This window comes from Bacillus sp. Root131 (assembly GCF_001429475.1).
Taxonomy (GTDB): Bacteria; Bacillota; Bacilli; order Bacillales; family Bacillaceae_G; genus Bacillus_A; species Bacillus_A thuringiensis_S.
The window spans coordinates 2,515,185-2,542,005 of sequence record NZ_LMJQ01000001.1 but is presented as its reverse complement, the minus strand read 5'-3'; the positions used below and the strand labels follow the sequence as shown (position 1 = coordinate 2,542,005).

The following is a 26,821-nucleotide window of genomic DNA, read 5'->3' as shown; positions in this document are numbered from 1 at the left end:
TATGGTGATTCATCCTGTATCGCTAACCTCTAAAGCTGCAAAAAGGACTAATATTTTCATTAATCCTTTTTCACATTTATATAAAATTGAATTTCTCCATCTATAGAGGAAACTCCATATTCAAAACCATGTCTTTCTAAAATACTTTTCACTATCGCTAGTCCTAATCCTGTACCTGATTTTTCTTTACTACGAGAAAATTCTAGTACGTAAAAAGGCTCCCAAATTTTATCGATATCTTTAATTTTTTCCGTATGAATGCCATTTTTTATTTGAAAATATATACTTTTATTTCTATCTTCTAAAGTAATTATTATGTTTTGATTTGCTGAATATTTTATTGCATTAGAAATTAAATTTTGAAATACCATTCTCATTTTATTTAAATCTGCATAAACGATTGTATCGCTCGTATTACAGTTTACTTGCAAGTTAATTTCTTTCGAATCCAGTTCAATCTGATGCTTATCTAATATACTCTGGACCAGTGGTTCAATAGGGAATTCTTCTTTTTGTAAAATATCTCTTTCTAGTTTAGAAAATCGTAATAGTTCTTCAATTAAGTTTGATATTTGATCTGTTTGTTTAATAATTGTATCTACGTAAGTCCCATCATCTAGTCCATCTTTAATCCCCATAGAGTATGCTTTTACTAATGCGATCGGTGTCTTTAATTCATGCGTCACATCACCCATAAATCGTTTTAAATGTTCATTACGATCAGTTAAATCTTGATGTGCTTCATGTAGTTTTTCGCTCATGATATTAATACTATTGGCCAACTCTCCTATTTCATCATTCGTTTTCACTTTCGTTCTTTTAAACTGCAAATGTGAAATATCCTGAGCTACATCACTTAGCTCTTTCAGTGGCGTCGTTATTATTTTTGAAAGTATCCACACAAGTAAAATAATAAGAAGCAGCGAGAAACATACGATGTATAAGTAAAATGTATTTAACGTACTTATAATTTCATTTGAATTCGCAATAGAAGTCCCAATTAAAATTATCGTATCATCTTTCGCAATATATTTAGCAAAAAAACTCGCTTTTACCTTTCCTTGATCGTACAGTTTATTCGATTGCCCTTCCGTCTTCACTTTCATGACTTCGTCTTTCGTAATCCAAAGCTTATTTAACGTCACTTTCTTTTTCGTAAGTTGCATGCGTAATGCTTCGTTCATAGCATCTTCTGACTGATTAATTGGCGTATACGCAATTGTAACGTTGTTTTCACTTTCAATTGTATGAATAACATCCTCTATATTTTCCACTGTTGTATTTTGTATTTGTGTTGTAAATTTATTTAAGTTTTCACGTGTTTTATAAATATTATAGTTCGGTAAGAGATTGTTAATGAATAATAACGAAATCATAAAGATGAGAATAACAGTTGCAGAAATACTGAAAAATAACTTTTTTCCAAGTTTATTCACTTTGTTCCTCCAAACTATAGCCCAGCCCGCGATGCGTCTTAATAATATTTTCTCCAATTTTTTTACGCAGCCTTCTTACATGTGTATCAACAGTTCTCTCTTCTCCAAAATAGTCAAATCCCCATACAATATCTAGCAATTTTTTACGAGTTAAAATCGTTCCTTTATGATTTAAAAAGCATTTTATTAATTCGAGCTCTGTTTTTGTAATTTCTAACTCTATATCATTTTTATATACTTTATTTTTGGCGAAATTTATCTTTACATCTTGTACTTGAATAATATCATCATGCTGAATAAGCTTTTTCGCTCGTGTAATTAGTACTCCTGGATGAAATGGTTTTTTTACGTACTCATCTGCCCCACTTTGAAGCGCTGCTAATTCATCTTCGCTTTCACTTTTCGCCGTAAGCATTAACACTTTTACGCTTGAATTCTTTTTTATTTCCTGACAGACAGTAATACCACTATGTTTCGGCATCATCCAATCCAAAATTGCTAAATCAATTTTTTCATCATAAAACATTTGAAGTGCTTCCTCTCCGTCTTTCGCTAATAAAACTTCGAAGCCTTCTTTTTCAAAATAAGCTTTTAAAATTCTTAACATATCTTGTTCGTCATCTGCAATTAAAACTTTCATATTTTTTCCTCCATTGCTTTTAAACAAAAACCAATTGTATCATACAACATCTTTGTTACATGAATGTGACAGAAAAATATTTAAAGCTTTTGAGGGGATAGTAATGGTGAGGTGTTGTATTATGATAAAAAAAATCGGGGTCATTTCTCTTCTTTTATTTCTATTATCAACAAATGCGTTCGCAAAAACCAATCAACAAATTGAAGTATTTGATTGTCAAAAAGAAATGGTCATTCAAAAACAATCTTTAGATCCAGTAATCCAAAAAGAAGCAGTTCAATACGCTAAAGCAATAACCGGTCCATTTAAAAACTTAAATGTCGTTCCAAAAGATGGCTATATGATAAAAATCCCATTATCTAAGCCGGTTTCTATTACTAATCAATGGTTACACACTACAATAGACGAAGTACTTATACTGCTCCCACTAAATGAAAAGCCTTATATTATGCTTTATGATGATGAAAATAATCCGCATTTTTATTATGTAAAAGGTAAACCAGGATTATTATTGAAACAAATGAACGTTAAAACGTAATTGACTGAAAAGGAGTCACCTTATAAGCTAAATTTTAAAAGCTAAGGTGCTCTTTTTTATAATAACAATTTAGTAAATGAAATTATAAAAGTTGTTTTTTTATATAAGGGTCGCAACTTCATATATATCAGCGATTTTTAAGATATATCGATTTACCAACAAAAACCCTGTCCGTAGCTATTCTTTGGATAGCAATCTCTATAATAGTTTGTAGTGACTCGATCCCTTATATAATCCCCCTTTTACAAATCCATTTGCAGTATAAAACACATCCCCTTGCTTCGTGTCAGCATGTAAAACAATCACTTCAAAATACTTTTCCGCATGACATAATAGTTGGTTTAATAATAAGTTCCCTAACCCTATACGCCGATAATCCCTTGAAATATAAAATCTCCTTAACCGCACAATCTTATTGTCTTTTGTGTACGGATCCTCATTTAAACCTCCAACTCCAATTAACATATCACCTTGGAAAACACCATATAAACATTCTCCAGTTTTATTAAATACATTTATTTTGTTTTTATATTCATTTATTAGTCTTATAAGGAAATTAAAACCTTCTTCTTCACTGTCTTGAACGAGATGACTGAATTCATACTCCATTAAATTTTCTATTTTTTGAATATGTATATCTTTCAAGTCCATTCCCCCTAAGTATGAAAACACATAAAAATGCTCGAGAATCATTTATTCTGAGCATTTTTATGGTTGTTACTTTATGTAATTCATAGCGTGCGTATTCTTCACTTCAGATAATATCCCCTTCAACTCCATTAAATCATCTATTACTATATCAGCCTGAGCAAGTTCATCTTCTTGCGCAAAATCAAAATTACATCCAATCGCAAGTAAACCGTTGTCTTTCGCTGCATTTATATCAGATAGCCTGTCACCAACTACCGCTGCCTCTTTTATATCATATTTGTTCATAATACTTTTAACTAAGTCACCTTTATTTAGCGATTGTATTTGTTCAATACTAAACGTTTCAGTCACCCACTTGTCTAAAGCATAATAAGTTACGATTGCTCGTAAATATTCAGTTAAACCATTACTAGCAATGTAAATTGAACAATTATTTTCTTTTATATATGTAAATATTTCTTTTACATTTGAATATAAAGCGCCTTTTCCGCTTTTTATGTTTTCAATTAGTCTATCTAAAAAATATGCATCTGTTTGTTCTCTTACTTCAATAGAATGGTCCGGTAATAAAGCTTCCCAAACTTGCGGTAACGGCACACCCATAATTTCTCTATATTTATTAATTGGTGTTACTGTATCCCATAGTTGTAGTGATCTTAAGTGATTGAAAGTATCATCTAACGATAATTCTAAAATTTTATCTGTTTGAAATAACGTTCCGTCCATATCAAAAATTAACGCTTGTAACATGTCATTCTCCCCTTTTGAACTATAAGTATTACTCGATATATTTTTCAGCATCTCAACGATAATTTCTGAACAATAATTTGCGGCAGTTTTCGCGAAATCATCATAAGAAACTTGAGCTTCATCATCTGCACTGTCAGAAATACATCTTATAACAAGAAACGGTATATCATTTATGTAGGCGACATGTCCAATTGCTGCTCCTTCCATTTCTGTACAATGAGGTGCGTATTCGTCTATTAATTTCGCCTTTAACTTTGAATCTTCAACAAAACATTCACCGCTGACGATTCTTCCTTCATGAACCCTAGTACGTAAACTACTACTATTACATGCTTTACGTGCTAACTCTACCAATTCCTTACTTGCGATAAATTCTTCCTTGAACGGAAATAAGTTTTTCATTTGATTTTTACTTACATCATGATGGGTTACGTTAGTTGAAATAACTAAATCGCCAACTTTTACATCTGGATGTAACCCACCAGCAACGCCTGTATTAATGATAGAGTCTACATCAAATTTATGAATTAATGTTTGCGCGCATGCAGCTGCATTTACTTTCCCTACACCAGAACGTGTAATAATTACTTCTATCCCCATGAATTCTCCAATATAAAAAGGCATTCCCGCTATTGTCTGTTCCTCTTGTATAACTAGTTTTTCTAAAAGTAAATCTATTTCAATTTGCATTGCTCCAATAATGCCGATTCTGTTCATGTATGTAGTCTCCTTTATTAATTAATCCCTTTAATCCTCTCAGACATAACCGACAATAAAAATTTCGGAAGTACAAGTTGTCTCTTTAACCTTTTCGGCTGTGAGAGTAACCTATACAGCCATTCAGTTCCGGTATCCCTCATCATTTTCGGTGCTCTTTTTACAGTACCAGATATTATATCAATCATGCCTCCGATACCAATAGATAGCGGAACGTTTAATGTTTGTATGTTTTCATAGATGAACTCTTCTTGTTTTGGTGAACCTAGTCCTACTAGTAGTAAATGCGGCTTGAATTGCTTAATTTTCATTTTTATTTCTTCTATTTCTTCACCATTTACAAATCCATGCTGTCCTTTAAACTGCGCTCCTGGGAACTGCTCATTTAATTTTTCTAATGCCTTTTTATTACTTTCTGGAGCGGCTCCAAAAAGAAAGACACGATATTCATTGTCGTTACAATATTTTATTAAATCGTGAGTTAAATCCGCTCCAGTAACACGTTCTTTCAAAGTTCCTTTTAATATTTTCGAGCCAATTATGACACCAATCCCATCCGCTGTTATTAAATCCGCAGATAGTAACATCTTTTTAAACTGCTTTGATTTTTCCGTATTTTCCTTTGCAGACATAACAATTTCAGGATTTGCAGTTACTACAAACCTTGGTTTCTCTTGTTGTTCATGTAGCCAACCTTTTAATAAACTTATAGCTTTTGCATATTCTAAAGTTGAAAAAGGTATACCTTTTATAAACTGCTGATCCACTATACTCTCCCCTTACATAAGCTGCAAATATTCATCAATATCTTTAGAAATTTGAATAAAAGCCTTATTCCAAAATTCATAATTTCTTATATCTATTTCAAAATATTTTTTCATAAGCTCCTCTACTGGAACCTTTCCTGTTTCTCGTAAAAACTCTTTATATTTCGAATGAAAAGTACCTTTACTTTCTTGAGCGATTTCTAATAAACTAAAACTTACTAAATATCCAAATGTGTATGGATAATTGTAAAAAGGAACATCTGCTATATAAAATTGAATATATTTCATCCATACAAACGGTTGGTATTCACTTAAAGCATTTCCATAAGCTTCTTTCTGTGCCATTATAGATAATTTCTCAATTTCATCAGCACTTAAAGGACCCTCTTTACATTTTTCATAAAATGTTTTTTCAAACTGATACGATGCTCGTATTGCCATTACATAATTAAAACTATTTCTTATTTTCCAGCTAAGTAATGACTTTTTCATATCTTTACTATCCGTTGTTTCAATTAGATAATTTAAGAGTACCGTTTCAAAGAAAATAGATGCTGATTCAGCCGTACTCATTGGCAAATTATCATCTAAAAAAGATATAGATTGTTCGAAACTCATATTATAAAAATGCCAAGCGTGTCCTAATTCATGAGCGAGCACTCTTACACTATCTATACTCCCATCATAGCGCATTGAAATTCGTGATTCTTTCTCACTGAAAAATGGAGCACAAAACCCACCTGGTGGTTTATTCTCTCTCGGTTCAGCATCTACCCATCCACTTTCTATCGCATTACGTGCAAATTCTGCTAATTCTTCATCAATATTCTTACATGCATCATAAACGTTTTGTACTGCTACTGAAAAAGGAATTATAACCTCATTACTTTCCTTTACTGTCATAAGTTCATGCCATGTAATTGACTCTTTTCCCTTCTTATACACGTTTAAAGCACTTACTAATTTATCAAGGTTTTCTTCTGTCGCATTCCACATTTGGAATAATACAGCTTCTGAAATGCCATTCGCATGAAAAGATTGTGTTAAAATCTCTCTATCTTCTATTTCATTACTCTTTGCATTACGCAATCTCCCTATTTGATTTAATACAGTAGCAAAGATTTCTTTTTCCTTATGTAAAGTACTTGTAAGTAACTCGAATACTTCTAATCTTTCCTTTTCATTTTCACTATTCATTGCAATATTATTTGCTTGTCCAAAGGATAATTGTTTATTATTGTGCTCTATTTCTATCCTATCCCGTAATTGTATGTACATATCTTCCCACGCACTAAGTTCATTTTTTATAAACTTAATATTAATATTATCGGAAGTTTCTACTTCACTATGTTTTATTATTTGCTGTACTTCACTTTTTAGTTCCTTCACTTTCACATTCAATTTAGTAAGGTCAGATGAAACACTTTCTTCAACCCATTGACAATACAAATAGTATTCTGCTTTTTCAATAGCTTGTATAAGCTTTGAAAGAACCTCTACATCTTTTGTTACAAAATATTGCTCTTTCAACTCTAAAATCGGAAATAGAATATCCTCATTCAAATACAATCGATTTAAATCCCATCTAGCAATTCCTTGCATTTTTATAGCCGCCTCCTATTTTTACAAATAGTTACAGATATTTCTTCCTACACAATTATATATGAAATAAAAAAATTTCGATATCCTTAAATATTCAGATTTCTATAAATGCATTCTTATTTATATCTTTTCTTCTACCATAAAGTATCATTTCACATATAAAAAATACTCCCTCTACAGGATTGCATTTGATATAGGCTAACTTCAAAGGTTTCATCTTCATCCATACCATATCGACCGATTATCACAGATTAAAAAATAAAAAAGGATTGATCAAAAGATCAATCCTTTACTCTACTTCATTTAAGAAAAATAACGTTATAACGCCAGGACCTGTATGTGCACCGATTGCTGCACCAATTGTATTTACGATAAATACTTCACAGCCAAATCTTTCAGTAATTAATGCTTTTAACGCTTCAGCTGTTTCTAAGTCGTCACCGTGAGTCATAGCGATTGTTTGACCTTTAAGGTATTTTCCACGTTCTTCCATAATATCAACAATACGGCTTAATACTTTCTTTTTCCCTCGTACTTTTTCAAGTGGGACAAGTTTTCCTTCTTCCACGTTCAAAATCGGCTTAATGTTTAATAAACCACCGATAAATCCTGCTACTTTACTTAAGCGCCCGCCTCTAACAAGGTACTGTAAGTCAGCTACAGTGAAGATATGTTCCATATGGTTCATTAGAAAAGCGACACGTTTTAATATGTCTTCTTTTGATGCGCCGTTTTTTGCCATTTTAGCAGCTTCTAATACGACAAGCCCTTGACCAAGCGAAGCACATTTCGTATCAATAATTTCTAAATCTAAATCTGCATATGTTTCTTTTACTTCCTCTTTAATGACAACTGATGATTGATATGTACCAGACAGTTCAGATGAAAAAGCTAAATATATACAAGGATTACCTTCTTTTGCATAAGAAACAAATTTTTCTTGGAAAGTTTCAAGTGAAGGCAATGACGTTTTATAAACAGCGCCTTCTCTCATTTTTTGCAGTAATGTAACTGACTCTAATGTTACTCCATCTAAATACTCTGTTTCTACTTCATCATATACACGGAGTGGAATTAAATCAATATCATATGCTTGCAGCAATTCTACTGGTAAATCCGCCGCACTATCCGTAATGATTTTAACACCCATTTTTAAACCTCTATTCTGTTATAAATATAAAATAATAAAATAAAAATAGTACTTTTAAATTATATACGTAAAACTTAAATGAAGAAAGGAAAACACTTTATATTGTATGCACTATTCTTCAAAACTTGAACTATTAATGAAAATGGTTCTATTTTAAACACCTTTTTCTTATCATTTTTCAATAACACGAATAATTTTATAAGTATTTTGTATCATCATATTTTAATTCTTTATCTTAATATAATCTTTTCAAATTTATACTGTTTAAAATTTATACTGTTTAAAATTTAAAAGCCACATCCAATAAAGGAAATGGCTTTTAAATTTCCATAAAACAACCAAACTTTATTTCCCATCACATTGTTCTCATTATTATTTTGGCGATGTTAATGATTAATATTTATAGCCTGTACTATATTCACCTGTAAGAATCACTATATAAAAAAACAGGTTAAACATTTTATAAAATATTTAATTTTACTAGTAAAGCTAATAAAATTTGGAGAAGAATTTGAACATTTACTGCTATGTCTGTATCCGTAGTCGTAACTGTAACATTTCTAGAATTTCTAATAACAGTTTCTTGTTTATTAATTTGTTTAATAGATGATTTTTGAAACAATTCTTGTGCTACACGATCAGCTTTTTCACTATCTGCTATAGAAATACTTATTATAACCACAATAGCTGCTTGTAAAGCTGCTTGAATAGATAACGCAGCTTTTGTATCAGTAGTAGTAACTTCTACATCTGCTGAATCAACTATTGTAATAGATTCTTCAGAAATTTGATAAGTTTTACTTTCTTGCGCAGCTGCTTCTGAAACGCTAGCATTTTTAAAAGACGGATGAGGATTTGAAGAATCTAATGCACTCCACTTTTTATTTCCATCTGAATGACATGTTTTTTCCATAAGTTCACCCCCTTTCAATCTAAATAATTATTAACCTGTGATTGTATTTCAGAAATAATACTTTTAATTTGCTGCTTTTTTTCTGGCGATAAATTTTTTAGTTTTTCTTCATTTATCCCATGCCTATTAAAAATATCTGAGAGTAAAAGGTCTATAATTATATTCTTTTGATCTTTATCAAACTTAAAGGAAGAAAATTTATTTAAATCATCCATTTACAATGTTCACTCCTATCAGTTTTCTATAAAAATTTCAAATAACTACCAGCATTATATGTATTTAAATAACAATTGCTTGGACAAGTAACTTAATCTTCTATTTTCCCTTCTTTTTACTAATGAAATCAAAAGGCTGTCTTCTAATGCGAAGACAGCCTCCCGTTACTTAACATATATAAGTTTTAATTACTGTTAAATAATAAGTTCACCTTTGCTATTGTATAGTTATCCCCACTTACCTTCCCATCAATCTTGAATTTTAATTTAGTCATAATAAGAAGTCCAAGCTTGTACCACATATTACAACAAAAAAATATTTACTTTGAGTCAACCATTATAGCTAAATATAAATGGGATAGACACTTTATAAAATGTTTAGTTTAACTAGTAACGCTAATAAAATTTGAAGGAGAATTTGAATATTCACTGCAATATCTGTATCAGTAGTTGTTACGGTTACGTTTCTGGAATTTTTAATAAATGTTTTTTGTCTATTAATTTGTTTAATAGATGATTTTTGAAACAATTCTTGTGTTATTTTATCTGCCTTTTCACTATCTGCTATAGAAATACTTACTACAACCACAATAGCTGCTTGTAACGCAGCTTGGATGGATAGCGCAGCTTTTGTATCTGTAGTAGTAACTTGTACATCTGCTGAATCTACTATTTCAATATATTCCTCAGAAACTTGATCGATTTCATCTGTTTGTATAGCTTCTTCTAAAAAATTTGCATTTTTACTATATGAATAAGAATTTACTGATTCGGAATCCTGATTTATTGGCTCAGAAACCTGTTTTTTTGGTTCACAATCCTTTTTTATTGGCTCAGAATCCACTTTTTTTCGTTCAGAATCCCGATTTAATGGATCCCGGTTTTTCTTTCGTCTACAAACTTCACAATCACACATAAAATCACCCCTTTTAAACTAAAAAATTAGCAATATTAAAATATTGGCTAACTACTAGCATTTTATGTATTTTTTAATAATTTGTTTGGACAAGTAACTTGAATTTATATTTTACTTCTAATTCTTTTTTGTAATAACAAAAAATAGCCTTCTAACAAGAAGACAACCATCTTTTATTTCACATTTATATAAAAGACCCATACTTAAATACACTTAACTTCATATAATATTTTTAGAATGAGTAGTCGTTACTGAAGGGCACTTTTCGAAGTGCTCTTATCTTTAATCTCCCTCTTTTTCAGGAAGAGTTTTTTTACTAAATCCTAATATGATTTGTATCACTAAGGCTGGCGATTACCACATTTCCTTAATAGCTTCAATGAATACAGTAGCTACTAATTAAAATATCCCTATGATTTTCTCTACACTAAAAAAATCGTGCGTTATCGAACACATGAACTATTTTTTATTTTGACTATGTAACACTAAATTCACAACATTATTATCCTATATTTGGTGAAGCCTACATTTCAATGCCAGCAACCCCACACTTTTAACTAATAACTTAAACAAATGTGCTATCTCAAGGTTCCTTTGATATAGTATCTTATGTTCTATATAATGAAGAGAGCGCTAGTATTCGGAAGGAGCATGTATATGAGTATTCAACTAGCTACATCTAACGATTTAAAATGGATTAATAATCAATATGAATCAATAGGATTTGTACGAAGTGATTTAAAGAGAGATAAAGTTGCAATTATTACATATAACAACGAGTATGCAGGTGTTGGACGATTAGTCCAAATAGATGCAGATACTATAGAAATGGGCGGGATTTTTATTCTCCCTAAATTTAGAGGGCTACAATTAGCTGGTGAGCTTGTTTCATTTTTAGTAGAAACTGTAAAAAAATCACAAATACAAGATGTATATTGTCTTCCTTTTGAGGAATTAGAAAACTTTTATAAGAAATATGGCTATACTGAAGTCGATACTACGAAAGAAGCAGTCCATCCAATTATTCTAAAAAAATATAATTGGTGTTTGGAGAACTACGATAAACACGTTCTACTATTTAAATTGTAAATATAATAAAAAGTATATTCTCAATCGTTTTTCTATCAGTACTCCTAATCGGAGCCTAAGGATTAATCAAAGATATTTTATCTCTCCTTTTATAAATGGCTGATTAAAACTCAATGTTCCGTCAATACTATAGGTAACATGATTGTATTTCTCCATTCTCCCTTGGAGAGGAGCAGTTAGCTTTTGCTAGCTGCTCTTTTATTTTTTCAAAAAGTCACATAAATATCTTTAATTCCAAACATTCAAAAGATAAAATGTGATAAGATTGTTATGAAGATATTTACCAACTAATAAATGCGCCCTAGACTTACGTACTAGGGCGTATTTATTTTTTAGTATGTAATTTCCTTCACTCATCTATTATCCACAAAATAAGTATCATACGCTTTATCAAAAACATATCCTAACTTTTCTGCTAGGTTAGCAGATGTAGTATTCGCTGCGTCCCAGTTTGGATACTTTCCATTTTCTAAGCAATCCAATATAAGAGCTGCACTAACTACAGTTGCCAAGCCTTTTCTTCTATGATTGTGATCAGTCGCAACTTCAATTTCAATTCCATCATTATAAATACTATACGAGGATGCACCACATACAACTTCTCCGTTATATAAAATGCTATAACCTATACCACGGTTTATATAATCTTCTACCGACTGAAATTGACTTATAAAATCTTCAGAGATTTTATGTAATGTAGGGCTATTTGCGATATGCTCATCTATTCTTTTTAACTCATATCCTTTTGGAAGTATTGATATAAAAGACTGTAATTTTGAACGATTAAAACCTTCTGAATTTCGTTTGAACTTATAGCGTAAAAACTTATCTATTTTTCTTTCATGGAATGTTTCTAAGCGTTGTTTCCACTCTTCACTATTTACGATAACTAAAATTCTTTCAGGAATGTTACGTAATAACTCTTCTGTTTCTTGCACATTTGGGTCTCCAGCGTAAAATGTGAAAATTCCTACCGTAACTTGTGCTACTGTTGGATTTTCAAGATCATTTACCCAAGCAGTCCCCATATGCCCTTGTAAATAAGAAAGTAAAATAACGTTATTGAAATCATCAAACATAGAAACTAGTTTTTTTCTTGTATGTATATTCGCTTCATGTATCATTTACATTCCCGCCTTCTATAAAATCAATCTTATTCTAAATCTTTTAGAATAAACTTATATAATTTTTCAATCAACCATTTACCATATAAGAAAACACCTATTAAACTAAATTTTTATATAATTATAAATCATTCACAAATATAAAATTATTATAACATCTAATAAAAAAAGAGTATCTCACTTTTTAAACTTTAGAATATACATCGTGTATGTATAAACCCTCAACATAATGTATGAGGATTTATCAAAAAATGCGTTATAACTCCTTCTTAGAAATAAAAGATTCCATTTCACCATTTTTATATACTTTAGTCAATTTAACAACTGACTTGTACGTGTTAACGTCATCCTTTATCATTTTTTTCAGCTCTTCTATTTCGATATTACCAGTTCCACTCTCTACCTTTAAACAATTTGAAATGTTTAAGTATCCACTAGATGCGAAAAGAATAACGAATGTAATATCAGGAAAATTAATGAACAGCATTCCAAACTTCAAAGGGTTCGCAGCAGTATCCGATAAAACTAATCGAAAATCTAACAGTTCAGGTACTTGAACAAAATCCTTAGAAACAATCGCTTCACCTACAATTGCAAATTGCTTTACTACATTCCCAAGTTCATCTGTAAATTCAGTACATATAGGTGCATCAATTGTTTTCGCTTGTAAAGATAAATTTAATTCTGGATTATGAAAATCAAAAAAGATTGTACTCCCCTCTGTTAAACATTGCGGGCACACATTTCCTAGCAAGCTAAAGTCCTCTTCAATATATTTAACTTTCGATTTGCAACTACAAACTTTTCCTATTCGGATTACATCAATTTTTGAGCAATCTACAAAAATATCCTCACTGTCTTCTTGTACGAATGATACAATCCCTTTCATCACATTAAATGAAAGAAAATAAGATACAACGATTTCGTTTCCTACTATTACAATACTTTCAACTTTAGTATACGGTTCTAGACTTTGTAAAAATTCACATATACTATTTTGGCAACATCCACAATCACGTTTCGGCTCACAATCCACTTACACTCCATCCCTTCTCTATATAGAATAGCTAATACATATATATGAAAGGAAAACAAAAAAGCTTGGACAATATAACTTTAACGTAGGAATATCGTTACCTATTCATAATATTAGTAAGGGAATTACACCAATAATGAGTAATAACACATAATTTTTACTATAAATACATATAACAATTTCATCTTTCATGAAAAAAACGTTATAATGAAGTGTAGCCTCTACGATTACGTTATAAAGGAGATTAAAACAATGGCTAAAATTAAAGTATACCAAGTAAAAGAAGAAAATATGGAAGCAGTAAAAAACATCATTGATGTTGAGGAACAAAACCCAACTGCTGAAAACTTACAAAATCTATATGCATGTGTATTAGAAACTGAAGATATGGCATTGCCTGAATCATACATTGAAGAAGATATCTTAATCGATTCTATGGAAGTTATGGTTAACGCTTCTCAAAGCAAAGTAAGAGACTTAGGTGCATACGATGTAATTGAAGTTCAAAACAAAGGTAAGAAAACACAAATTTTATTACTTGCAGACGAAGAATACGAAATTATTGAAGGCTAATCTAACACCATACATACGAAAAAGCTCCTTTCCAATTGGAAAGGAGCTTTTTCATTACGCTTTTGATGTTTCACTTTTTTTATTTGTTTGTTCTTTCTTAATTACCATGCGCTCATTTCCCATAAAGAAAATGAATATGAATGCTAATCCAGCTGGTACCAATGCCCACATGAATGTTTGAACAATTGAACTAGAAAGAGCATCAATAATCTTATCTAATATTTGCGGAGGGATTTGAGATCTTGCCGATTCTGATAAAATGGCTCTTGAATCCCCTAATGTGTTTGTATTCATTCCCCCGCTCATGCCTTTAAATGCTTCTTCTAATTGATCTTGGAAACCTGTTCTTTGGATCATTCCGAAGATTGTAATACCAAGTGTCATACCTAATGAACGAATGAAATTACTCGTCGAAGTCGCAGATCCGCGCTGTTCCATACCGAAGTTGTGAATAGCTGCCATACTTAGTACAGAGAATGAGAAGCCGACTCCAAATCCGATAATAATCATATACACTGTTAATAATACACGACTTGTTTCTGGCGTTAATGTGCTTAATAAAAATAGTCCAATTAGCATAATAACCGCAGAAATGATCATAATGTTTCGGTAGCTAAGCTTTGTCGTTAAAAACCCACCTAACTGCGCTGTTACGACTGAGCCTAACATCATTGGTAAAAGTAATAATCCCGAGTTTGTTGCAGTGCCACCGTATACACCTTGAATGAATAATGGAATGTATACAGTTGCTGACATAAACGCAGCTCCGTAACATAAAGCAATAATTGTACTCATTCCGAACAAACGTTGTTTAAACATCTCAAATGAAATGATCGGTTCTTCTACTTTACGTTCAATAAAAATGAATGCAATAATTAAAATAGCGAATCCACCAAATAAACTTAAAATAAAGTTAGAATCCCAATCATACTTTTGTCCGCCAAGTTCAAGCGCAAACATTAAAGAAACTACTGCTCCAACTAAAGTAATTGCGCCAAACCAATCAATTTTTTGCTTTCTATGAACTCTTGACTCTTTATAAAAGAATGTAATAAAAATAAGTGCTAAAACGCCAAGCGGTAAGTTAATATAAAATACCCAGTGCCAGCTTATGTAATCTGTAATATACGCACCAAGCAACGGACCAAAAATACTTGATAAACCAAATACTGCTCCGAATAAACCACCCATTTTCCCACGCTTTTCAGGAGGGAAAATATCAAAAACGATAGTAAACGCGATCGGCACTAATGCCCCGCCGCCAATACCTTGAATGGCACGATAAATCCCTAACTGTGTAATATTTTCAGCAGTACCACAAAGTGCCGAACCAATCATAAAGACGATTAAACCGAAAATAAAGAACCTCTTTCTACCATACATATCTGATAGTTTTCCGAATATCGGCATACCTGCCATTTCTGCGACCATATAGGCAGAAACGACCCATACAAAGTTTTCAAGGCCTCCTAAATCACCAACGATTGTTCCCATCGCTGTAACGACAATGGTATTATCCATTGATGCCATTAAAATACCTAGCAATAAGCCCGCTACAACAAAGCCGAGCCTATTATTCTTCTCAACCATAACCTTGCTCTCCCTCATACTACTTATATTTGTTTATGTTCTTTTACGACTGCATTACTTTTTTGGTTAAAACTAGTATGATATTCTACAATACTAATTTCACATCCAGGACCAATTGTAACGTTGTTTCCTCTTACAACTTCAGCAATCGTATGTTCTAAATAGATATCATCTCCTTCAATGATAGATGTTTGGAGGCTTCCAGCATGATTGGTAAATGGAATAAATCTCGCTTTTTTACGAACGGTAATCTTCTGACCGCCAATTTCTCTTACTTTGCTACCTTCATAACGAAGTGAAATTTCAATATTTTCAGCATTAAGTAATCCATCACTTTCAAGGCCACCAGTTAGTGATAGTTCTTCAACTTCAATATCTCCTTTTACATTTAAAGCGCCTTTCACATCTACGAAATCACCAGTTAATTTCCCCTTAACTTCTATCATACCTCTTACTTTTATTTTTTCAATATGAGCATCACTATGCATTTGTGTATTTCCGTATACTTTTACAGATTCCGCATCTACATTTCCTTGTACTTCACTATCTCCATACACGACATAACTTTTCACTTTCATATTACCGCACACTTCACTCGTGCCGTACGTTTTAAATTCATTACAGCTCATATCATTAGAAATCGTTCCTTCACCGCGAATCTTTACTTTATTATAATCTCCGCCCGCTGAAATACCAGAACCATTAACAGTAAGACTGTGTTGATGTTCCATATCATTTTCTCCCTTCCATTAAATCTGCTTAATTTCTTTTACATTTGCGCTTTTATCAACAGTAAGAACACCCGTATATTCGATTAGTTCAATCTCACAGTTCGGTCCTACCGTAACATTATTTCCTCTTACCGTTCTTATGTGAGCATAATCAATATCGATATTGTCACCTTCTAATAGTTCAGCCTCTAATTGCATACCAAATACTGATTTAAACAGCCTACTAAAAGTACTTAGTCTATGCTTTACTTTAATCGTTTGACCACCAATTTCTTTCGCTCGACATGTACCGTGAATATTAATATTTATTTCATCAGCGCTTAATAATCCGCCAATTGTAAATTGTCCTTCTGAAGAAAAAGTATCCACTTCACAATTACCGTCAATTGTAGCTTGACCATTGACCTTAAATTCTTCACCAGTGACATTTCCACCTATCGTACCTTTTCCTGCAATTTTCAAACTGTTTGCCTTTACATCTTGCGTAATTGTTGCTTTCCCATCAATTCGCATCGTTTCAGCATGAACTGTGCCATCGACTTTACCAGATCCGCTAATTCGTGCACTGCTACTTTTCAAATCGCCAGTAACTGCACCGTAACCGTTACATTCAAATTGCTCACATTCAACATTTCCATTCACAGTTCCTTTTCCGTTTAATTGTACTTTATGAAACTCGCCGCCATTGGATGAACCGTAACCATTTATAATCAAATTATCTGTACGCATACTTTCTCCTCCACTACAACAATTTAGTTTTTAATGCTTCGGTATATTTCATAATCGCTTCGCGTAAAACGATTTTAGTGCCTTTTTCAAAAATTAAATCGTCCACGTTTGAAACTAATAAACATGTAGAAATCCCTAATTTTCGGACAACGATTAAATCACAAGTTTTATGTTTAATTGTTTCATAATTTTCACGTAAAACTTGCAAGACCATTTTTCCTTCTTCTAAACTAATCTCTCCCGATTGTAGTAATTCTTCTAACATGTACACATAAAGAATATCTACAAATTGAAACTCTGCTGTTTTATTCGTTTGTTCTATGAAAAATTGTAAAACTGGTTCTGATGCAATCTCCTTACGTAAAATGTCTTCCTTTGTTAAAAGAATTTCTCTCACACTCGGTGAAAACATATTCGCTAGTTCATCAAGTGATAAATCCTCTTTCATCGTTTGGATCTTATCGATGCGCTCTAATATCTTTTCTTTCGGAAAAAATGTCTCTTGACCCGTGAATGTTGACTTTCGTACAAACCAATCTTCCGGTATTAAATTTTTTCTCTTCCACCTATATAACTGTCCGTATGAAATACCAGTTAGTTCTAATAAATCTTTTTTTGAAATTAAATCTGTACTCAACTGTATAACACCCCTTCCTGATAACAATGTAACATAACACTGTTACACTGTAAATAGACTTTTATCACAAGTAGGGTAACAATGTGTAAAACAAACCTATTCCCACATACAAAAAAAGGCTCTTACACATCTTATGAAAATGCGCAAAAGCCCTTATATATCAAGATTTAAACCAAATATTATAAAAATCAATCCAACCTTGTGAATTAATCATTATATTTTGGACTTTTTCATGTGTACTTACCTCTTGTTTATTACGATATAAAGGAATAATATGAATTTGACGTAACAAAGTATCCTCAATATCGCGTAACAGTGTAACTCTTTTCTCTAATTCTTCTTGTTTAAAATAAGGAGACAACTTTTCATGAAAGTCCATGCTGCTTTGTCCATGAATAAAACTATTTTTTGTAAGAAACATATATAATAGACTATCTTCTATTCGTTCACTTATTGTGGCACTATCATGCATCATATCGGCCTTTTGTATCGTACTTACTTCCAATAGCTCTTCTATGTCAAGAAAATTATTTTCTACACGAATCCCGTACTTCACACACTCTTTTTGTATCCATTGTGCATCTTCAACATGATCTCGTCCTGTAAATGTGTAGAGTTGTAGCACTTCATTATGATAAGTACTCCTTTTAATTAAACTTTCTACATCTTCCTCAATCTCTACAATGCTTTCACCTGCTAATATTAGTTTCTGTGCCACTTCTCCACGTTCTCCGCCGAGTTCTTGAACGATTGTATAACCATGAATGATTTTATATAATGCTTTCCGAAATAACTCATCTTGCATTGGTCCTTCTTTCGTATGATTACATGTTATATATGTCACGTTCGACTCAAGCCGAGACAATTCTTTATTATGTTTTTCTTTATCTTTATACTGCGCCTTTACTAAAACATCGTATGTACTTACACCTTGTTCTACATTCCACAACTCAACACGATCTAAAAAAGGTCTTTCACGAAAATATAAAGGATGACCTTCTAAAATGAACAAATTTTCATTACTTTTATATAATTGAAAAGGCCCTGTTCCAATTAGCTCTCCTGCTTCATCTTTATTCACGATAGAACACTGTTCTGCACTTAGCATATGTAAAAACATTCGATTTTCCGTATGTAATTGAATTTCGACAACGTAGTCATCCACTGAACGAATACTTTCAACGTGTTGTAACATCCATGCGTGTGCATTATTTTCCAGCTTCATAAATCGATTCAATGAGTATATAACATCATGTGCAGTAAGTTGTTTTCCATTATGAAAGTGAACTCCTTTTCGTAAATAAAACGTCCATATTTTTTCAGCATCATTATATTCCCAGTGAAATGCAAGTCTTGGCTCTATAATGTTTGTATTACCGTCTACATACACGAGTGTATCGAATATATGTTTTACCATATGGCATTCTGAACGCATTGTAGCGTATACAGGATCTAATGTGATATCTAAATTCATTTGTACTTGCAACCGGAGTACATCTCTTCTCCCTTCAGATGTCATTTCAATCTTATGACCAAATATTGAATCCACCCAGGAGTGATATTCTTCCTTTACTAATGGAAAATGTGAGCTATAGCGTTCCACAAATATGCTCCCGCTTTTCACATCCCCTTTTTTCGTTATTTCTTTTCCTCTATCTAAAATTAAAGATATCGGGTCCTTTTGAAATATTAACTTAGAACGATTTCCTCTGCCGCGACCTGGAAACCACTTGATCCAATTTAACTCATCTAATTTTTTTATAATTAATTTACTATTACGCTCTGTACAAAATAATGTTTCAGATATATTTTGCACTGTTACTTCCAATTGTTCTCCCTCTTTTTCCCCTTTTCCATAAGCACTCCATAGTTCAATGTATTGATCTAAAATAAACATCATAATCCCCCTAAAAGGTGAAAAATACTCCCTATTGTTTCTACACTTTTTCCAATTCTTCTTTCATCTTATCATTTCAATATAGAAAGGAGGAATTAATATTGAATTATCTCTTACTTCGTTACAATAAACCTATTTTTATTAGACTGTGTGGTGAATTATTAACCAGAACGACTGAATCTATGTTAGCTATCATTATGATTATTTACGTCAATAAAATGTTAAACGGCAATGTAATAATAACTATGCTGATTTTCGGATTACAGCCACTTTCAGACATTTTATTTACACTTATTGCTGGAGGAATTACTGATAAATATGGCCGGAAAAAGATTATGTTACTCGGCTTATTGCTACAAAGTGTTGCAATCGGTAGTTTCGTTTTCGCTCAATCCGTTTTTATATTTGCACTGTTATATGTCATTAATGGCATTGGCCGTTCCTTATATATTCCGGCTCAACGTGCACAAATTGCTGATTTAACAAAAAAAGAGCAGCAAGCAGAAATTTTTGCTCTCCTACAAACGATGGGAGCAATTGGATCCGTAGTCGGCCCTTTAATCGGTGCAAGTTTTTATAATACTCACCCAGAATATTTATTTATCGTGCAAAGTGTAACCCTTACGATATATGCCGTTGTTGTTTGGACCCAGCTCCCAGAAACCGTTCCACCAATAAGTATGTCAAAACAAACAGTTGAGGCAAGTTCACCAAAGCAATTTATTTTTAAACATTACGCCATATTCGGTCTTATGGTTTCTACACTTCCTATTAGCTTTTTTTATGCACAAACTGAGACGAATTATCGTATTTTTGCAGAACATGTATTTCTTAATCTCGTATTCATACTCGCATTTATTTCAACATGTAAAGCCATTTTGGAAATCATTCTACAAATCTTCCTCGTAAAATGGTCTGAACGATTTTCTATGGCGAAAATCATCCTTATTTCTTACGCCTGCTATACAATAGCTGCAGTTGGCTTTAGTTATTCAACGACGAAATTGTCGTTATTCTTCACCTTACTCTTTTTAGTCATTGGAGAAAGTATTGCTCTAAACCATTTATTACGATTCGTTTCAGAAATTGCACCTCATGATAAACGTGGTTTATATTTTTCAATTTACGGTATACACTGGGATATATCTCGAACGTGTGGACCAGTTATTGGTGCAGTTTTATTAAGTAAGTTAAATGGAAGTATGCTGTTTTATATTTGCGCTAGTTTCTTATTAGTTGGAGGTATTGTACAAGCGTTATTTGTTCAAAATTTGGAACGAAAAAAAATCGCAAACCAGCCTACACATAATTTATAAGTTACTACTTTTTCAGTAGATCAACATTTCTTATTGGATGCATGCTAAAAAACAAAAGTGAAGTATTTCGCATATGAAATGAGACGTTCCTTGTTTACAACTAAAACACCTCACTTAAAGAGCGAGGTGTTTTTGAAATCACTTAATTTCTTATCCTGCCATTTTATTAATACTATCCTCTGGTGAAAACACGGAAATATGATCTACATTACCAGTCGATTTTGGAATGACAAATTTTAACTCATACTGGTTATTTACTTTGTATACATATATTTTGTCTCCACCATTCCCTTTAACTGAAGATGGTTTTCCTAACGCTTTTTCAATTTCTTGTAATGTAATCGATTTTAGTTCTGCATGATATGAGCGTACATCAAAAACTTGTGACCCTTTATTAAATCCAAAAACAACATTTTTATTTGTAAAAGTTGCGTACATTCCGTTCCCTGCTTGTTCGGTTTTATTCGCTTTCCCCCATGCTTTTTCTATTTCTTCAATATCCCCTGTATGGGCTCCAAATGGTACATTAGGTACTTTTCCTTCTTTTGCTAATTCAAACAAATCTTTAATGTGGTTAATTGATTTTTGATTAAATGTTCTATTTTTCGAATCTGGCTCAGTTGATGGTTTTGTTGTTTTTTCATTACTTGGTTTTGTTTCAAGATTTTTCTGTTCTTCTGAAGAATTACTTTGTTTATTTTTATTATTTTCCAAGGTTGGATTTGTTTCGTTTTTTTCGTCTGTCTCTTTACATGCGGCTAGCGCAAACATACATGTAAACACCAAAAATAACATAACTATTTTTAAATATATTTTCATCATTTTTACCCCCTATTGCATCTTATTTATTTCGTTAACCAACCCATTACACTACTTTTCAAATTATGTTTGTTCAAAAAAGTCAGTACTTCACTCTCTCAAAAAGCTTGTACAAAATATATTACAAAAGCTGTTTCTAAAAAGTAACCAAGTCTGTTATATCCGAAGTAACTACCTCCTGATAAACGAAACCATTTTCATCTCCTTATTTAACCCTTCTCTTCTCAATGACAATATCCTCTATCTATCACTTAAAACATGTTGTCACAACAGCTCCTTCAAACAGAAAAAAAACCAGTAGGAAGTGATTACTCTTTTCCTACTGGTTGAAATGAAATTAAATGGTAAATCTTAGCTTCTTAAAAAGTGTAGCGATAGTGTTTTTTACAGTTTCAAAATTATAAACAAACGTGTTATCTCCACTTAATGATGAAATACATGTTAAACCTGCAGCTTTAATAAAAGCTTTTACATCTACAAGCATAGAATTAGCCTCCATGAATTTAATTACAATCATTATAACAGGTGTTTTACGATGCTAACATGAAAGTAATAAATAAATTTCTATTATGAATTTATCCTGCTATTTGCCGGGCAGTAAAATCTCCACCTCAAAATTCAGCGGAAACAAAGAAGTTAGATGGGCAGGGCTGCCCGTAAAAGCCTTATTGGTTCAACTAATAATACACCAATTCAATGTCATATAAAAAAGCTGCCCCAAAAGGACAGCTTCAAATATGTATATTATACTTCGATTGATTTACCATCTTCAACAATATGATAAAGTAAGTGCGCTAAATGATGAATTGGACCGTATTCTTCCTCTTCCTCATCTGTTTCGCCTTGGAATTCAAGATCGTTTAAGTATAGCGCTAAAAATTGATAATATAGTTTTAAATCAAATCCGTAGCACGCAGTTGGTTCTTCATGATCCCCTTCATATTGTAACATTAAGTATTGATCATTTCCTTCTGCATCTTCTGCATCAAAGAATACGAAGAAGCCAACGTTTGTATCTAAATCAAATAAATGACGAGTACCTTTTTCAGTTGCTTTATTGAAGTCCTCTTCACTTAATTTATGTACTGTTGTCGCTTTTGCATTATCTTCTTGATGGAAATTTACTGTAAATGATTTCAATGCTGACACCTCCTGATTGTATAATACTAGCATAACATATAAAAAGGACTGCTTACAAATGTAAACAGTCCTGCTACATTCATTTCCGCATTGCTCGTAGTAAAAAACTCACAATGAAAATCAAAATAACCGCACCAATTAAAGCAGGAATGATTGCAAATCCGCCTATTACAGGACCGAAACTACCAAGTAATTTCGTACCAATCCAAGAACCGATAATACCAGCAATAATATTACCAATTACACCACCTGGTACATCCCTTCCAGTAATTAAGCTTGCAAACCATCCTAATAAACCACCAACGATTAAAGACCAAATCATATAATAACCTCCTTTATATTTAACCAATCAAAATATAATTAGAAACAATTGCTTACCATTAGTTATGTGACATTTTTCATAAGTTATTCATGCTGCTCAACTATAAGACTTTTGAGAATAATACAGACTGATAAACCATTTTTCGGACTAACGATTTATCCGACTTATTATTAACACATTAAGGACAATCTGGCTTCAATATTGTTCGCATAAACTCTTCTTTAAAAGCAGGATAGTTAAAACCAACAGCAATTCTTTGAATCGGCCGACCATCAAACCTTGTTGGTTCAGCTATTTTTCTAAAGTCAGCTACACTTTGGCCCCTAGTCACATCATTTGTCGTACTAATCCACACTGCCGATTTTTTATATTCAAAAATACTATCATTTATAAACGAGACAAACGGTAGTAAATCGTGTATAGGGCTTCCACCAATACCCGGATATTCTTTTTTATAGAAGTTCTCATAATAAAAATCAATCATTGGTTTAATGAGTTTCGCCTGTCCAGTTCCTTGTTTATCTATTATATTGGCCATTTCAGGCGTAATAAGCGCGCCCTGTGTTACATTTAACGGGTATATACTAGCGTTTTTCGCATATTTCATAACAATATTTGCTGCAATTGGATCACCATAAAAATTCGCTTCAGATACTGGTGTAACATTACCTGGAAATAGGAAAGCACCGCCCATTATATAATACGAACAAATACGATCCATTATATTGGGATACAATAAAAATAACGTAGCAAGCGTCGTTAGTCTTCCTGTCGCCACAATTATAATATCTTCTGGACAAGGTTCGATTAATTTGATTAATTCACAAAAATTTTCTCGTTTACAAATTCTCATCTCAGGTGGATTAATAGGACCTAAACCGTGATCCCCATGGATTTCAGGGAAAAACAAAGGTTCTTCAGCTGTCATCGGCCTACTCGCACCTTCAATAATTTTTACATGTGTAGCATAGTACCTTTCTAAAAAATAAACATTTTCCGTAACGATTTCTCGTGATACATTCCCGTACTCTGCAACAATACCTAGAATATCTAATTTACATGTTTTATTTGCATAAATTAACGCTACGGCGTCATCAATACCAAAGTCTCCAAAAAAGATGATTTTCTTATTAACTATTCTCACCCCTCTTCAGCATAATCTACTATTATTATTATGTGAAAAAGACAAGGCGGTGAAACAGCGCAAACTAAAAAAGCCGCCTATTTATTGGCGACTTCAATCTTTTTATAAGACAAATATGCTAGTACATTTTTACTCGAATCGTATTTCGGGTTATTTCCTTTTCTCGGCTCTCTCATATGTGTCTTTTCAAATCCAGGAATGTCCGGCATTTTCCCCATAAATTCAAGCATTTCTTCCTCAGTACCTTCAATGCGTACACGAATCATTATAACTATTCCTCAATTCTCAGTTTCTCTGTACTAAGTATATCGTACTTCAGAAAGACTGCAACACATTTATCTTTTTAATGTTGTACTTTTTTTACATATAAACATAGCCATTTCAGTATAGAATGAATCTACTTTATTATTTTTAAATTGAATATTAAAATATCCCTTCATTTCGTTTGGTGCTTTCATCATACATTCTGTTAATTTTTCGCGCTTTTGTACAGGGACATTCATCATATTACACCACCAGTCAAAATCAAACTTCTTATCAAAAGTAAGACATGACTGCATTTGCAAACCGTTTTTTTCTAATAAAGTAAGCCATTCTGTCTTTTTTAGAGCTCGTTCATGACTTGGGTCCCGCTTTTTTTCTATAAAATTATAAAATGTATCATATTCATTATTTTCTGGCGAAACATTATCTATTAAGATGAATAATCCATTATCCTCCAACGTACGATTTACTTCAAAAATAAATTGAGCCGGATTCGTAAAATGATGGGCTGCAATCCGGCATGTAATTGTATCAAAAAAATGGTCTGCAAATGGTAAATCCTCTGCGTTTCCTACTACAAAAGACACATTTCCATGACCATTCTGCTTTATAAAACCTTTTGCTTCTTCTAACATCTGTTCTGTTAAATCAAGTGCAACTACTTCTTCAAACATAGGTGCTAACATATTCGCAACATGTCCGCCACCAGTAGCAACATCAAGAAGACGATTATTATGGCGAGACGCAACTTGTTGAACTACATATTGTAAGTCCTGTCCTTTAGCATGTATTTTACTATTCACATACTTATCTGCATTACTGCCAAACTGTTTTTTCACAAGCTCTTCCTTACTCATTTTATCATCTTCTTTCTATTGTTATTTACATATACGATTCATATAATTATTACAATTCTCTTCATGTATTTTCAAATCCTCTTTTCATCTCACTTCTTATCAAGTTTACCTATAATCAAAATAATATAATTTTACGTTTTACTATTAAACAAAAAAGGCTACGGGAACTTGTCCCCTAACCTGACTAAATATTTACTACATTTTTATTTCTTCGTATATATCTATATAATATAAATCCTCTTTCAACTTCATAATAACATCTACTTCGTTATAAGTAGCCTCACGAGCATGTAAACCAAATTGATCCATACCAATCCATATCCACCCAGGTGTATGATATAAAACATCTAAGTTAAAATAATCTAATTTAGTAAGCTCCGATGTAATAAATTTATCTTTATTAGCGATTTGTTTATCTAGTAAACCATATTCTTTACCATTTTCAAATAGCGATATAACTTTCCCTACAATCGGATGTTCACGAACAATAAAATGATATTCCTTTTCCTCTACATTTGCCACAATCAAACGAGAAACAGATAAATCAGCCCCCGAATTCGACATATTTGTTTATTCACCTCCTTATATAGGTTTCTTCAATATAATAACAAATGAATATTCAAATTAAGTTAATATAATGTAAAAAATAAAAAGCTGACTTCCCTTTAGAAATCAGCCTTTACAATTTGATCAACTTTATACTTTTACAAATTATTATAATGTTTCTTTTTCCTCATCATTTCCGGAAACTAAACTTCCTATAGCATCCGCTGTTACTTCTACTACAAATTCACAAATACCTGCTACAACTTCTCCAATTACTTCATCCATCTTTTTACCCCCTTATTTTATGCAACTTATTTGTAGTATAGAAGAAATTGGTGAATGTAAACTATCGAAAAAGGTGACATAAACCTTACAAAATTGTAAGCTCTTTCATCCCTTTACTTACTTCCTTTGAAACTCCAAGTATTTTTAGCAGACATATAGGCCATCATAATATGAAGAAAGTAATAATCTAGTGTCAGGAGGCGTTTAATATATATTATGTAAAATTAATTAAAGGTCAATCTTTCTACGCTTTTGACCATCGTTTCTTAGTGTCTGAAGAAGAAGAAGTTTCTGAGAGAATTTATAATTACTTACGACGTAATGAATTTTTTGAAGTACGTAAAGAAGAATATTCTGCTTAATTACAAAAAGCATTAAGAAAAATATCATCTTATTATGATATATTCTTGATGCTTTTATGTAAATT

The 26,821-nt window shown here is 32.1% G+C and carries 30 protein-coding genes and 1 pseudogene; 5 read left to right on the top strand and 26 right to left on the bottom strand.

The features are described from left to right. Window positions 1-59: 59 nt before the first annotated feature. Together ASE54_RS12735 and ASE54_RS12730 are read right to left on the bottom strand one after the other, a co-directional pair. Window positions 60-1,436 carry a HAMP domain-containing sensor histidine kinase gene (locus ASE54_RS12735; RefSeq protein ID WP_001037226.1) on the bottom strand — a complete coding sequence of 459 codons (1,377 nt, stop codon included), beginning with the start codon at window positions 1,434-1,436 and terminating at the stop codon, window positions 60-62. Next, window positions 1,429-2,076, bottom strand: a complete 648-nt coding sequence (locus ASE54_RS12730; RefSeq protein ID WP_000865984.1) for a response regulator transcription factor — start codon at window positions 2,074-2,076, stop codon at window positions 1,429-1,431. The genes ASE54_RS12735 and ASE54_RS12730 overlap by 8 nt, the downstream gene beginning before the upstream one ends. Window positions 2,077-2,197: 121 nt before the next feature. Here ASE54_RS12730 and ASE54_RS12725 point away from each other — a divergent pair, with 121 nt between their 5' ends. Continuing rightward, window positions 2,198-2,614 carry a hypothetical protein gene (locus tag ASE54_RS12725; RefSeq protein WP_000591758.1) on the top strand — a complete coding sequence of 139 codons (417 nt, stop codon included), beginning with the start codon at window positions 2,198-2,200 and terminating at the stop codon, window positions 2,612-2,614. Window positions 2,615-2,812: 198 nt separating this feature from the next. Here the strand turns inward: ASE54_RS12725 and ASE54_RS12720 are convergent, their stop codons facing one another. The 8 genes from ASE54_RS12720 to ASE54_RS12685 form a co-directional block, all read right to left on the bottom strand. Further along, entirely contained in the window at window positions 2,813-3,307 is a 495-nt protein-coding gene (locus ASE54_RS12720; protein WP_057187471.1) for a GNAT family N-acetyltransferase, read from the bottom strand. Window positions 3,308-3,331: 24 nt separating this feature from the next. After that, on the bottom strand, window positions 3,332-4,732 hold the full coding sequence (locus ASE54_RS12715; RefSeq protein ID WP_001079713.1) for a 5'-methylthioadenosine/adenosylhomocysteine nucleosidase: 1,401 nt from the start codon (window positions 4,730-4,732) through the stop codon (window positions 3,332-3,334). A gap of 17 nt (window positions 4,733-4,749) precedes the next feature. Next, window positions 4,750-5,499 (bottom strand): WecB/TagA/CpsF family glycosyltransferase, encoded by a 750-nt coding sequence (locus ASE54_RS12710; RefSeq protein ID WP_000372659.1) that lies wholly within the window; start codon window positions 5,497-5,499, stop codon window positions 4,750-4,752. Between the two features lie 12 nt (window positions 5,500-5,511). Further along, complete coding sequence (locus ASE54_RS12705; protein ID WP_003262698.1) at window positions 5,512-7,101, bottom strand: M3 family metallopeptidase; 1,590 nt, start codon at window positions 7,099-7,101, stop codon at window positions 5,512-5,514. Between the two features lie 289 nt (window positions 7,102-7,390). Next, window positions 7,391-8,251, bottom strand: coding sequence for a DegV family protein (locus ASE54_RS12700; protein WP_000538298.1), 861 nt, complete (start codon window positions 8,249-8,251; stop codon window positions 7,391-7,393). Window positions 8,252-8,711: 460 nt separating this feature from the next. Beyond that, entirely contained in the window at window positions 8,712-9,164 is a 453-nt protein-coding gene (locus ASE54_RS12695; RefSeq protein WP_000415813.1) for a spore coat protein, read from the bottom strand. A gap of 14 nt (window positions 9,165-9,178) precedes the next feature. Continuing rightward, entirely contained in the window at window positions 9,179-9,379 is a 201-nt protein-coding gene (locus tag ASE54_RS12690; protein WP_000342252.1) for a spore coat protein, read from the bottom strand. Window positions 9,380-9,746: 367 nt separating this feature from the next. Beyond that, a complete protein-coding gene (locus ASE54_RS12685) occupies window positions 9,747-10,295 on the bottom strand; it encodes a spore coat protein (protein WP_000332789.1) in 549 nt (182 codons plus the stop codon). A gap of 657 nt (window positions 10,296-10,952) precedes the next feature. Here ASE54_RS12685 and ASE54_RS12680 point away from each other — a divergent pair. Then, a complete protein-coding gene (locus tag ASE54_RS12680) occupies window positions 10,953-11,384 on the top strand; it encodes a GNAT family N-acetyltransferase (protein WP_000027164.1) in 432 nt (143 codons plus the stop codon). Window positions 11,385-11,737: 353 nt separating this feature from the next. On the opposite strand, the gene ASE54_RS12675 is transcribed toward ASE54_RS12680, so the two are convergent. Both ASE54_RS12675 and ASE54_RS12670 read right to left on the bottom strand, forming a co-directional pair. Then, window positions 11,738-12,508 (bottom strand): GNAT family N-acetyltransferase, encoded by a 771-nt coding sequence (locus ASE54_RS12675; protein WP_000581062.1) that lies wholly within the window; start codon window positions 12,506-12,508, stop codon window positions 11,738-11,740. Between the two features lie 256 nt (window positions 12,509-12,764). Further along, complete coding sequence (locus ASE54_RS12670; RefSeq protein ID WP_000340385.1) at window positions 12,765-13,544, bottom strand: BC_2878 family exosporium-associated protein; 780 nt, start codon at window positions 13,542-13,544, stop codon at window positions 12,765-12,767. A 252-nt stretch (window positions 13,545-13,796) separates the two neighbouring features. Here ASE54_RS12670 and ASE54_RS12665 point away from each other — a divergent pair, with 252 nt between their 5' ends. Beyond that, window positions 13,797-14,117, top strand: coding sequence for a hypothetical protein (locus ASE54_RS12665; protein WP_001062742.1), 321 nt, complete (start codon window positions 13,797-13,799; stop codon window positions 14,115-14,117). Between the two features lie 54 nt (window positions 14,118-14,171). Here the strand turns inward: ASE54_RS12665 and ASE54_RS12660 are convergent, their stop codons facing one another. The 5 genes from ASE54_RS12660 to ASE54_RS12640 all read right to left on the bottom strand — a co-directional run bounded on the left by ASE54_RS12660 (window position 14,172) and on the right by ASE54_RS12640 (window position 19,701). Next, a complete protein-coding gene (locus ASE54_RS12660; protein WP_000229652.1) occupies window positions 14,172-15,707 on the bottom strand; it encodes an MDR family MFS transporter in 1,536 nt (511 codons plus the stop codon). Between the two features lie 23 nt (window positions 15,708-15,730). Next, on the bottom strand, window positions 15,731-16,438 hold the full coding sequence (locus tag ASE54_RS12655; RefSeq protein WP_003259674.1) for a polymer-forming cytoskeletal protein: 708 nt from the start codon (window positions 16,436-16,438) through the stop codon (window positions 15,731-15,733). A gap of 18 nt (window positions 16,439-16,456) precedes the next feature. Continuing rightward, the gene (locus tag ASE54_RS12650) at window positions 16,457-17,167 is read right to left on the bottom strand and encodes a polymer-forming cytoskeletal protein (RefSeq protein ID WP_001258382.1); all 711 of its coding nucleotides are present in this window, start codon (window positions 17,165-17,167) and stop codon (window positions 16,457-16,459) included. 13 nt (window positions 17,168-17,180) lie between these two features. Beyond that, window positions 17,181-17,804, bottom strand: a complete 624-nt coding sequence (locus ASE54_RS12645) for a YhbD family protein (protein ID WP_000102243.1) — start codon at window positions 17,802-17,804, stop codon at window positions 17,181-17,183. 160 nt (window positions 17,805-17,964) lie between these two features. Continuing rightward, on the bottom strand, window positions 17,965-19,701 hold the full coding sequence (locus ASE54_RS12640) for an SgrR family transcriptional regulator (protein ID WP_000470218.1): 1,737 nt from the start codon (window positions 19,699-19,701) through the stop codon (window positions 17,965-17,967). A gap of 101 nt (window positions 19,702-19,802) precedes the next feature. Between ASE54_RS12640 and ASE54_RS12635 the strand changes: the two genes are divergently transcribed. Beyond that, window positions 19,803-21,017 (top strand): MFS transporter, encoded by a 1,215-nt coding sequence (locus ASE54_RS12635; protein WP_001108448.1) that lies wholly within the window; start codon window positions 19,803-19,805, stop codon window positions 21,015-21,017. 150 nt (window positions 21,018-21,167) lie between these two features. Here ASE54_RS12635 and ASE54_RS12630 read toward each other — a convergent pair whose 3' ends face one another. The 9 genes and pseudogenes from ASE54_RS12630 to ASE54_RS12595 form a co-directional block, all read right to left on the bottom strand. Beyond that, on the bottom strand, window positions 21,168-21,839 hold the full coding sequence (locus ASE54_RS12630) for a YjgB family protein (protein WP_002082626.1): 672 nt from the start codon (window positions 21,837-21,839) through the stop codon (window positions 21,168-21,170). A 23-nt stretch (window positions 21,840-21,862) separates the two neighbouring features. Next, window positions 21,863-22,033 (bottom strand): annotated as a pseudogene (locus ASE54_RS34180) (aminopeptidase); the annotation flags it as partial. A 140-nt stretch (window positions 22,034-22,173) separates the two neighbouring features. Continuing rightward, window positions 22,174-22,320: a hypothetical protein gene (locus tag ASE54_RS12625; protein WP_000959552.1), complete on the bottom strand. Its 147-nt coding sequence runs from the start codon at window positions 22,318-22,320 to the stop codon at window positions 22,174-22,176. Between the two features lie 260 nt (window positions 22,321-22,580). Then, window positions 22,581-22,976, bottom strand: a complete 396-nt coding sequence (locus tag ASE54_RS12620; RefSeq protein ID WP_000834883.1) for a hypothetical protein — start codon at window positions 22,974-22,976, stop codon at window positions 22,581-22,583. 79 nt (window positions 22,977-23,055) lie between these two features. After that, complete coding sequence (locus ASE54_RS12615; protein ID WP_000638310.1) at window positions 23,056-23,298, bottom strand: GlsB/YeaQ/YmgE family stress response membrane protein; 243 nt, start codon at window positions 23,296-23,298, stop codon at window positions 23,056-23,058. A gap of 178 nt (window positions 23,299-23,476) precedes the next feature. After that, a complete protein-coding gene (locus ASE54_RS12610) occupies window positions 23,477-24,442 on the bottom strand; it encodes a nucleoside hydrolase (RefSeq protein WP_001223689.1) in 966 nt (321 codons plus the stop codon). A gap of 77 nt (window positions 24,443-24,519) precedes the next feature. Beyond that, on the bottom strand, window positions 24,520-24,708 hold the full coding sequence (locus tag ASE54_RS12605) for a DUF3970 family protein (RefSeq protein WP_000621885.1): 189 nt from the start codon (window positions 24,706-24,708) through the stop codon (window positions 24,520-24,522). Window positions 24,709-24,777: 69 nt separating this feature from the next. Next, on the bottom strand, window positions 24,778-25,563 hold the full coding sequence (locus ASE54_RS12600) for a class I SAM-dependent methyltransferase (protein ID WP_000031314.1): 786 nt from the start codon (window positions 25,561-25,563) through the stop codon (window positions 24,778-24,780). 195 nt (window positions 25,564-25,758) lie between these two features. Then, on the bottom strand, window positions 25,759-26,127 hold the full coding sequence (locus tag ASE54_RS12595) for a hypothetical protein (protein ID WP_000071474.1): 369 nt from the start codon (window positions 26,125-26,127) through the stop codon (window positions 25,759-25,761). Window positions 26,128-26,603: 476 nt separating this feature from the next. Here ASE54_RS12595 and ASE54_RS34175 point away from each other — a divergent pair, with 476 nt between their 5' ends. Beyond that, window positions 26,604-26,756 (top strand): YqbF domain-containing protein, encoded by a 153-nt coding sequence (locus ASE54_RS34175; protein ID WP_074789873.1) that lies wholly within the window; start codon window positions 26,604-26,606, stop codon window positions 26,754-26,756. Window positions 26,757-26,821 lie beyond the last annotated feature (65 nt).

What these genes read in the sequence shown, in the direction of transcription:
- ASE54_RS12730 (WP_000865984.1), bottom strand. Translation starts at nt 2,076, where the DNA reads ATGAAAGTTTTAATTGCAGATGACGAACAAGATATGTTAAGAATTTTA.
- ASE54_RS12725 (WP_000591758.1), top strand. Translation starts at nt 2,198, where the DNA reads ATGATAAAAAAAATCGGGGTCATTTCTCTTCTTTTATTTCTATTATCA.
- ASE54_RS12720 (WP_057187471.1), bottom strand. Translation starts at nt 3,307, where the DNA reads ATGATTCTCGAGCATTTTTATGTGTTTTCATACTTAGGGGGAATGGAC.
- ASE54_RS12715 (WP_001079713.1), bottom strand. Translation starts at nt 4,732, where the DNA reads ATGAACAGAATCGGCATTATTGGAGCAATGCAAATTGAAATAGATTTA.
- ASE54_RS12705 (WP_003262698.1), bottom strand. Translation starts at nt 7,101, where the DNA reads ATGCAAGGAATTGCTAGATGGGATTTAAATCGATTGTATTTGAATGAG.
- ASE54_RS12700 (WP_000538298.1), bottom strand. Translation starts at nt 8,251, where the DNA reads ATGGGTGTTAAAATCATTACGGATAGTGCGGCGGATTTACCAGTAGAA.
- ASE54_RS12695 (WP_000415813.1), bottom strand. Translation starts at nt 9,164, where the DNA reads ATGGAAAAAACATGTCATTCAGATGGAAATAAAAAGTGGAGTGCATTA.
- ASE54_RS12690 (WP_000342252.1), bottom strand. Translation starts at nt 9,379, where the DNA reads ATGGATGATTTAAATAAATTTTCTTCCTTTAAGTTTGATAAAGATCAA.
- ASE54_RS12685 (WP_000332789.1), bottom strand. Translation starts at nt 10,295, where the DNA reads ATGTGTGATTGTGAAGTTTGTAGACGAAAGAAAAACCGGGATCCATTA.
- ASE54_RS12680 (WP_000027164.1), top strand. Translation starts at nt 10,953, where the DNA reads ATGAGTATTCAACTAGCTACATCTAACGATTTAAAATGGATTAATAAT.
- ASE54_RS12675 (WP_000581062.1), bottom strand. Translation starts at nt 12,508, where the DNA reads ATGATACATGAAGCGAATATACATACAAGAAAAAAACTAGTTTCTATG.
- ASE54_RS12665 (WP_001062742.1), top strand. Translation starts at nt 13,797, where the DNA reads ATGGCTAAAATTAAAGTATACCAAGTAAAAGAAGAAAATATGGAAGCA.
- ASE54_RS12660 (WP_000229652.1), bottom strand. Translation starts at nt 15,707, where the DNA reads ATGGTTGAGAAGAATAATAGGCTCGGCTTTGTTGTAGCGGGCTTATTG.
- ASE54_RS12655 (WP_003259674.1), bottom strand. Translation starts at nt 16,438, where the DNA reads ATGGAACATCAACACAGTCTTACTGTTAATGGTTCTGGTATTTCAGCG.
- ASE54_RS12650 (WP_001258382.1), bottom strand. Translation starts at nt 17,167, where the DNA reads ATGCGTACAGATAATTTGATTATAAATGGTTACGGTTCATCCAATGGC.
- ASE54_RS12640 (WP_000470218.1), bottom strand. Translation starts at nt 19,701, where the DNA reads ATGTTTATTTTAGATCAATACATTGAACTATGGAGTGCTTATGGAAAA.
- ASE54_RS12630 (WP_002082626.1), bottom strand. Translation starts at nt 21,839, where the DNA reads ATGATGAAAATATATTTAAAAATAGTTATGTTATTTTTGGTGTTTACA.
- ASE54_RS12625 (WP_000959552.1), bottom strand. Translation starts at nt 22,320, where the DNA reads ATGCTTGTAGATGTAAAAGCTTTTATTAAAGCTGCAGGTTTAACATGT.
- ASE54_RS12615 (WP_000638310.1), bottom strand. Translation starts at nt 23,298, where the DNA reads ATGATTTGGTCTTTAATCGTTGGTGGTTTATTAGGATGGTTTGCAAGC.
- ASE54_RS12605 (WP_000621885.1), bottom strand. Translation starts at nt 24,708, where the DNA reads ATGATTCGTGTACGCATTGAAGGTACTGAGGAAGAAATGCTTGAATTT.
- ASE54_RS12600 (WP_000031314.1), bottom strand. Translation starts at nt 25,563, where the DNA reads ATGAGTAAGGAAGAGCTTGTGAAAAAACAGTTTGGCAGTAATGCAGAT.
- ASE54_RS12595 (WP_000071474.1), bottom strand. Translation starts at nt 26,127, where the DNA reads ATGTCGAATTCGGGGGCTGATTTATCTGTTTCTCGTTTGATTGTGGCA.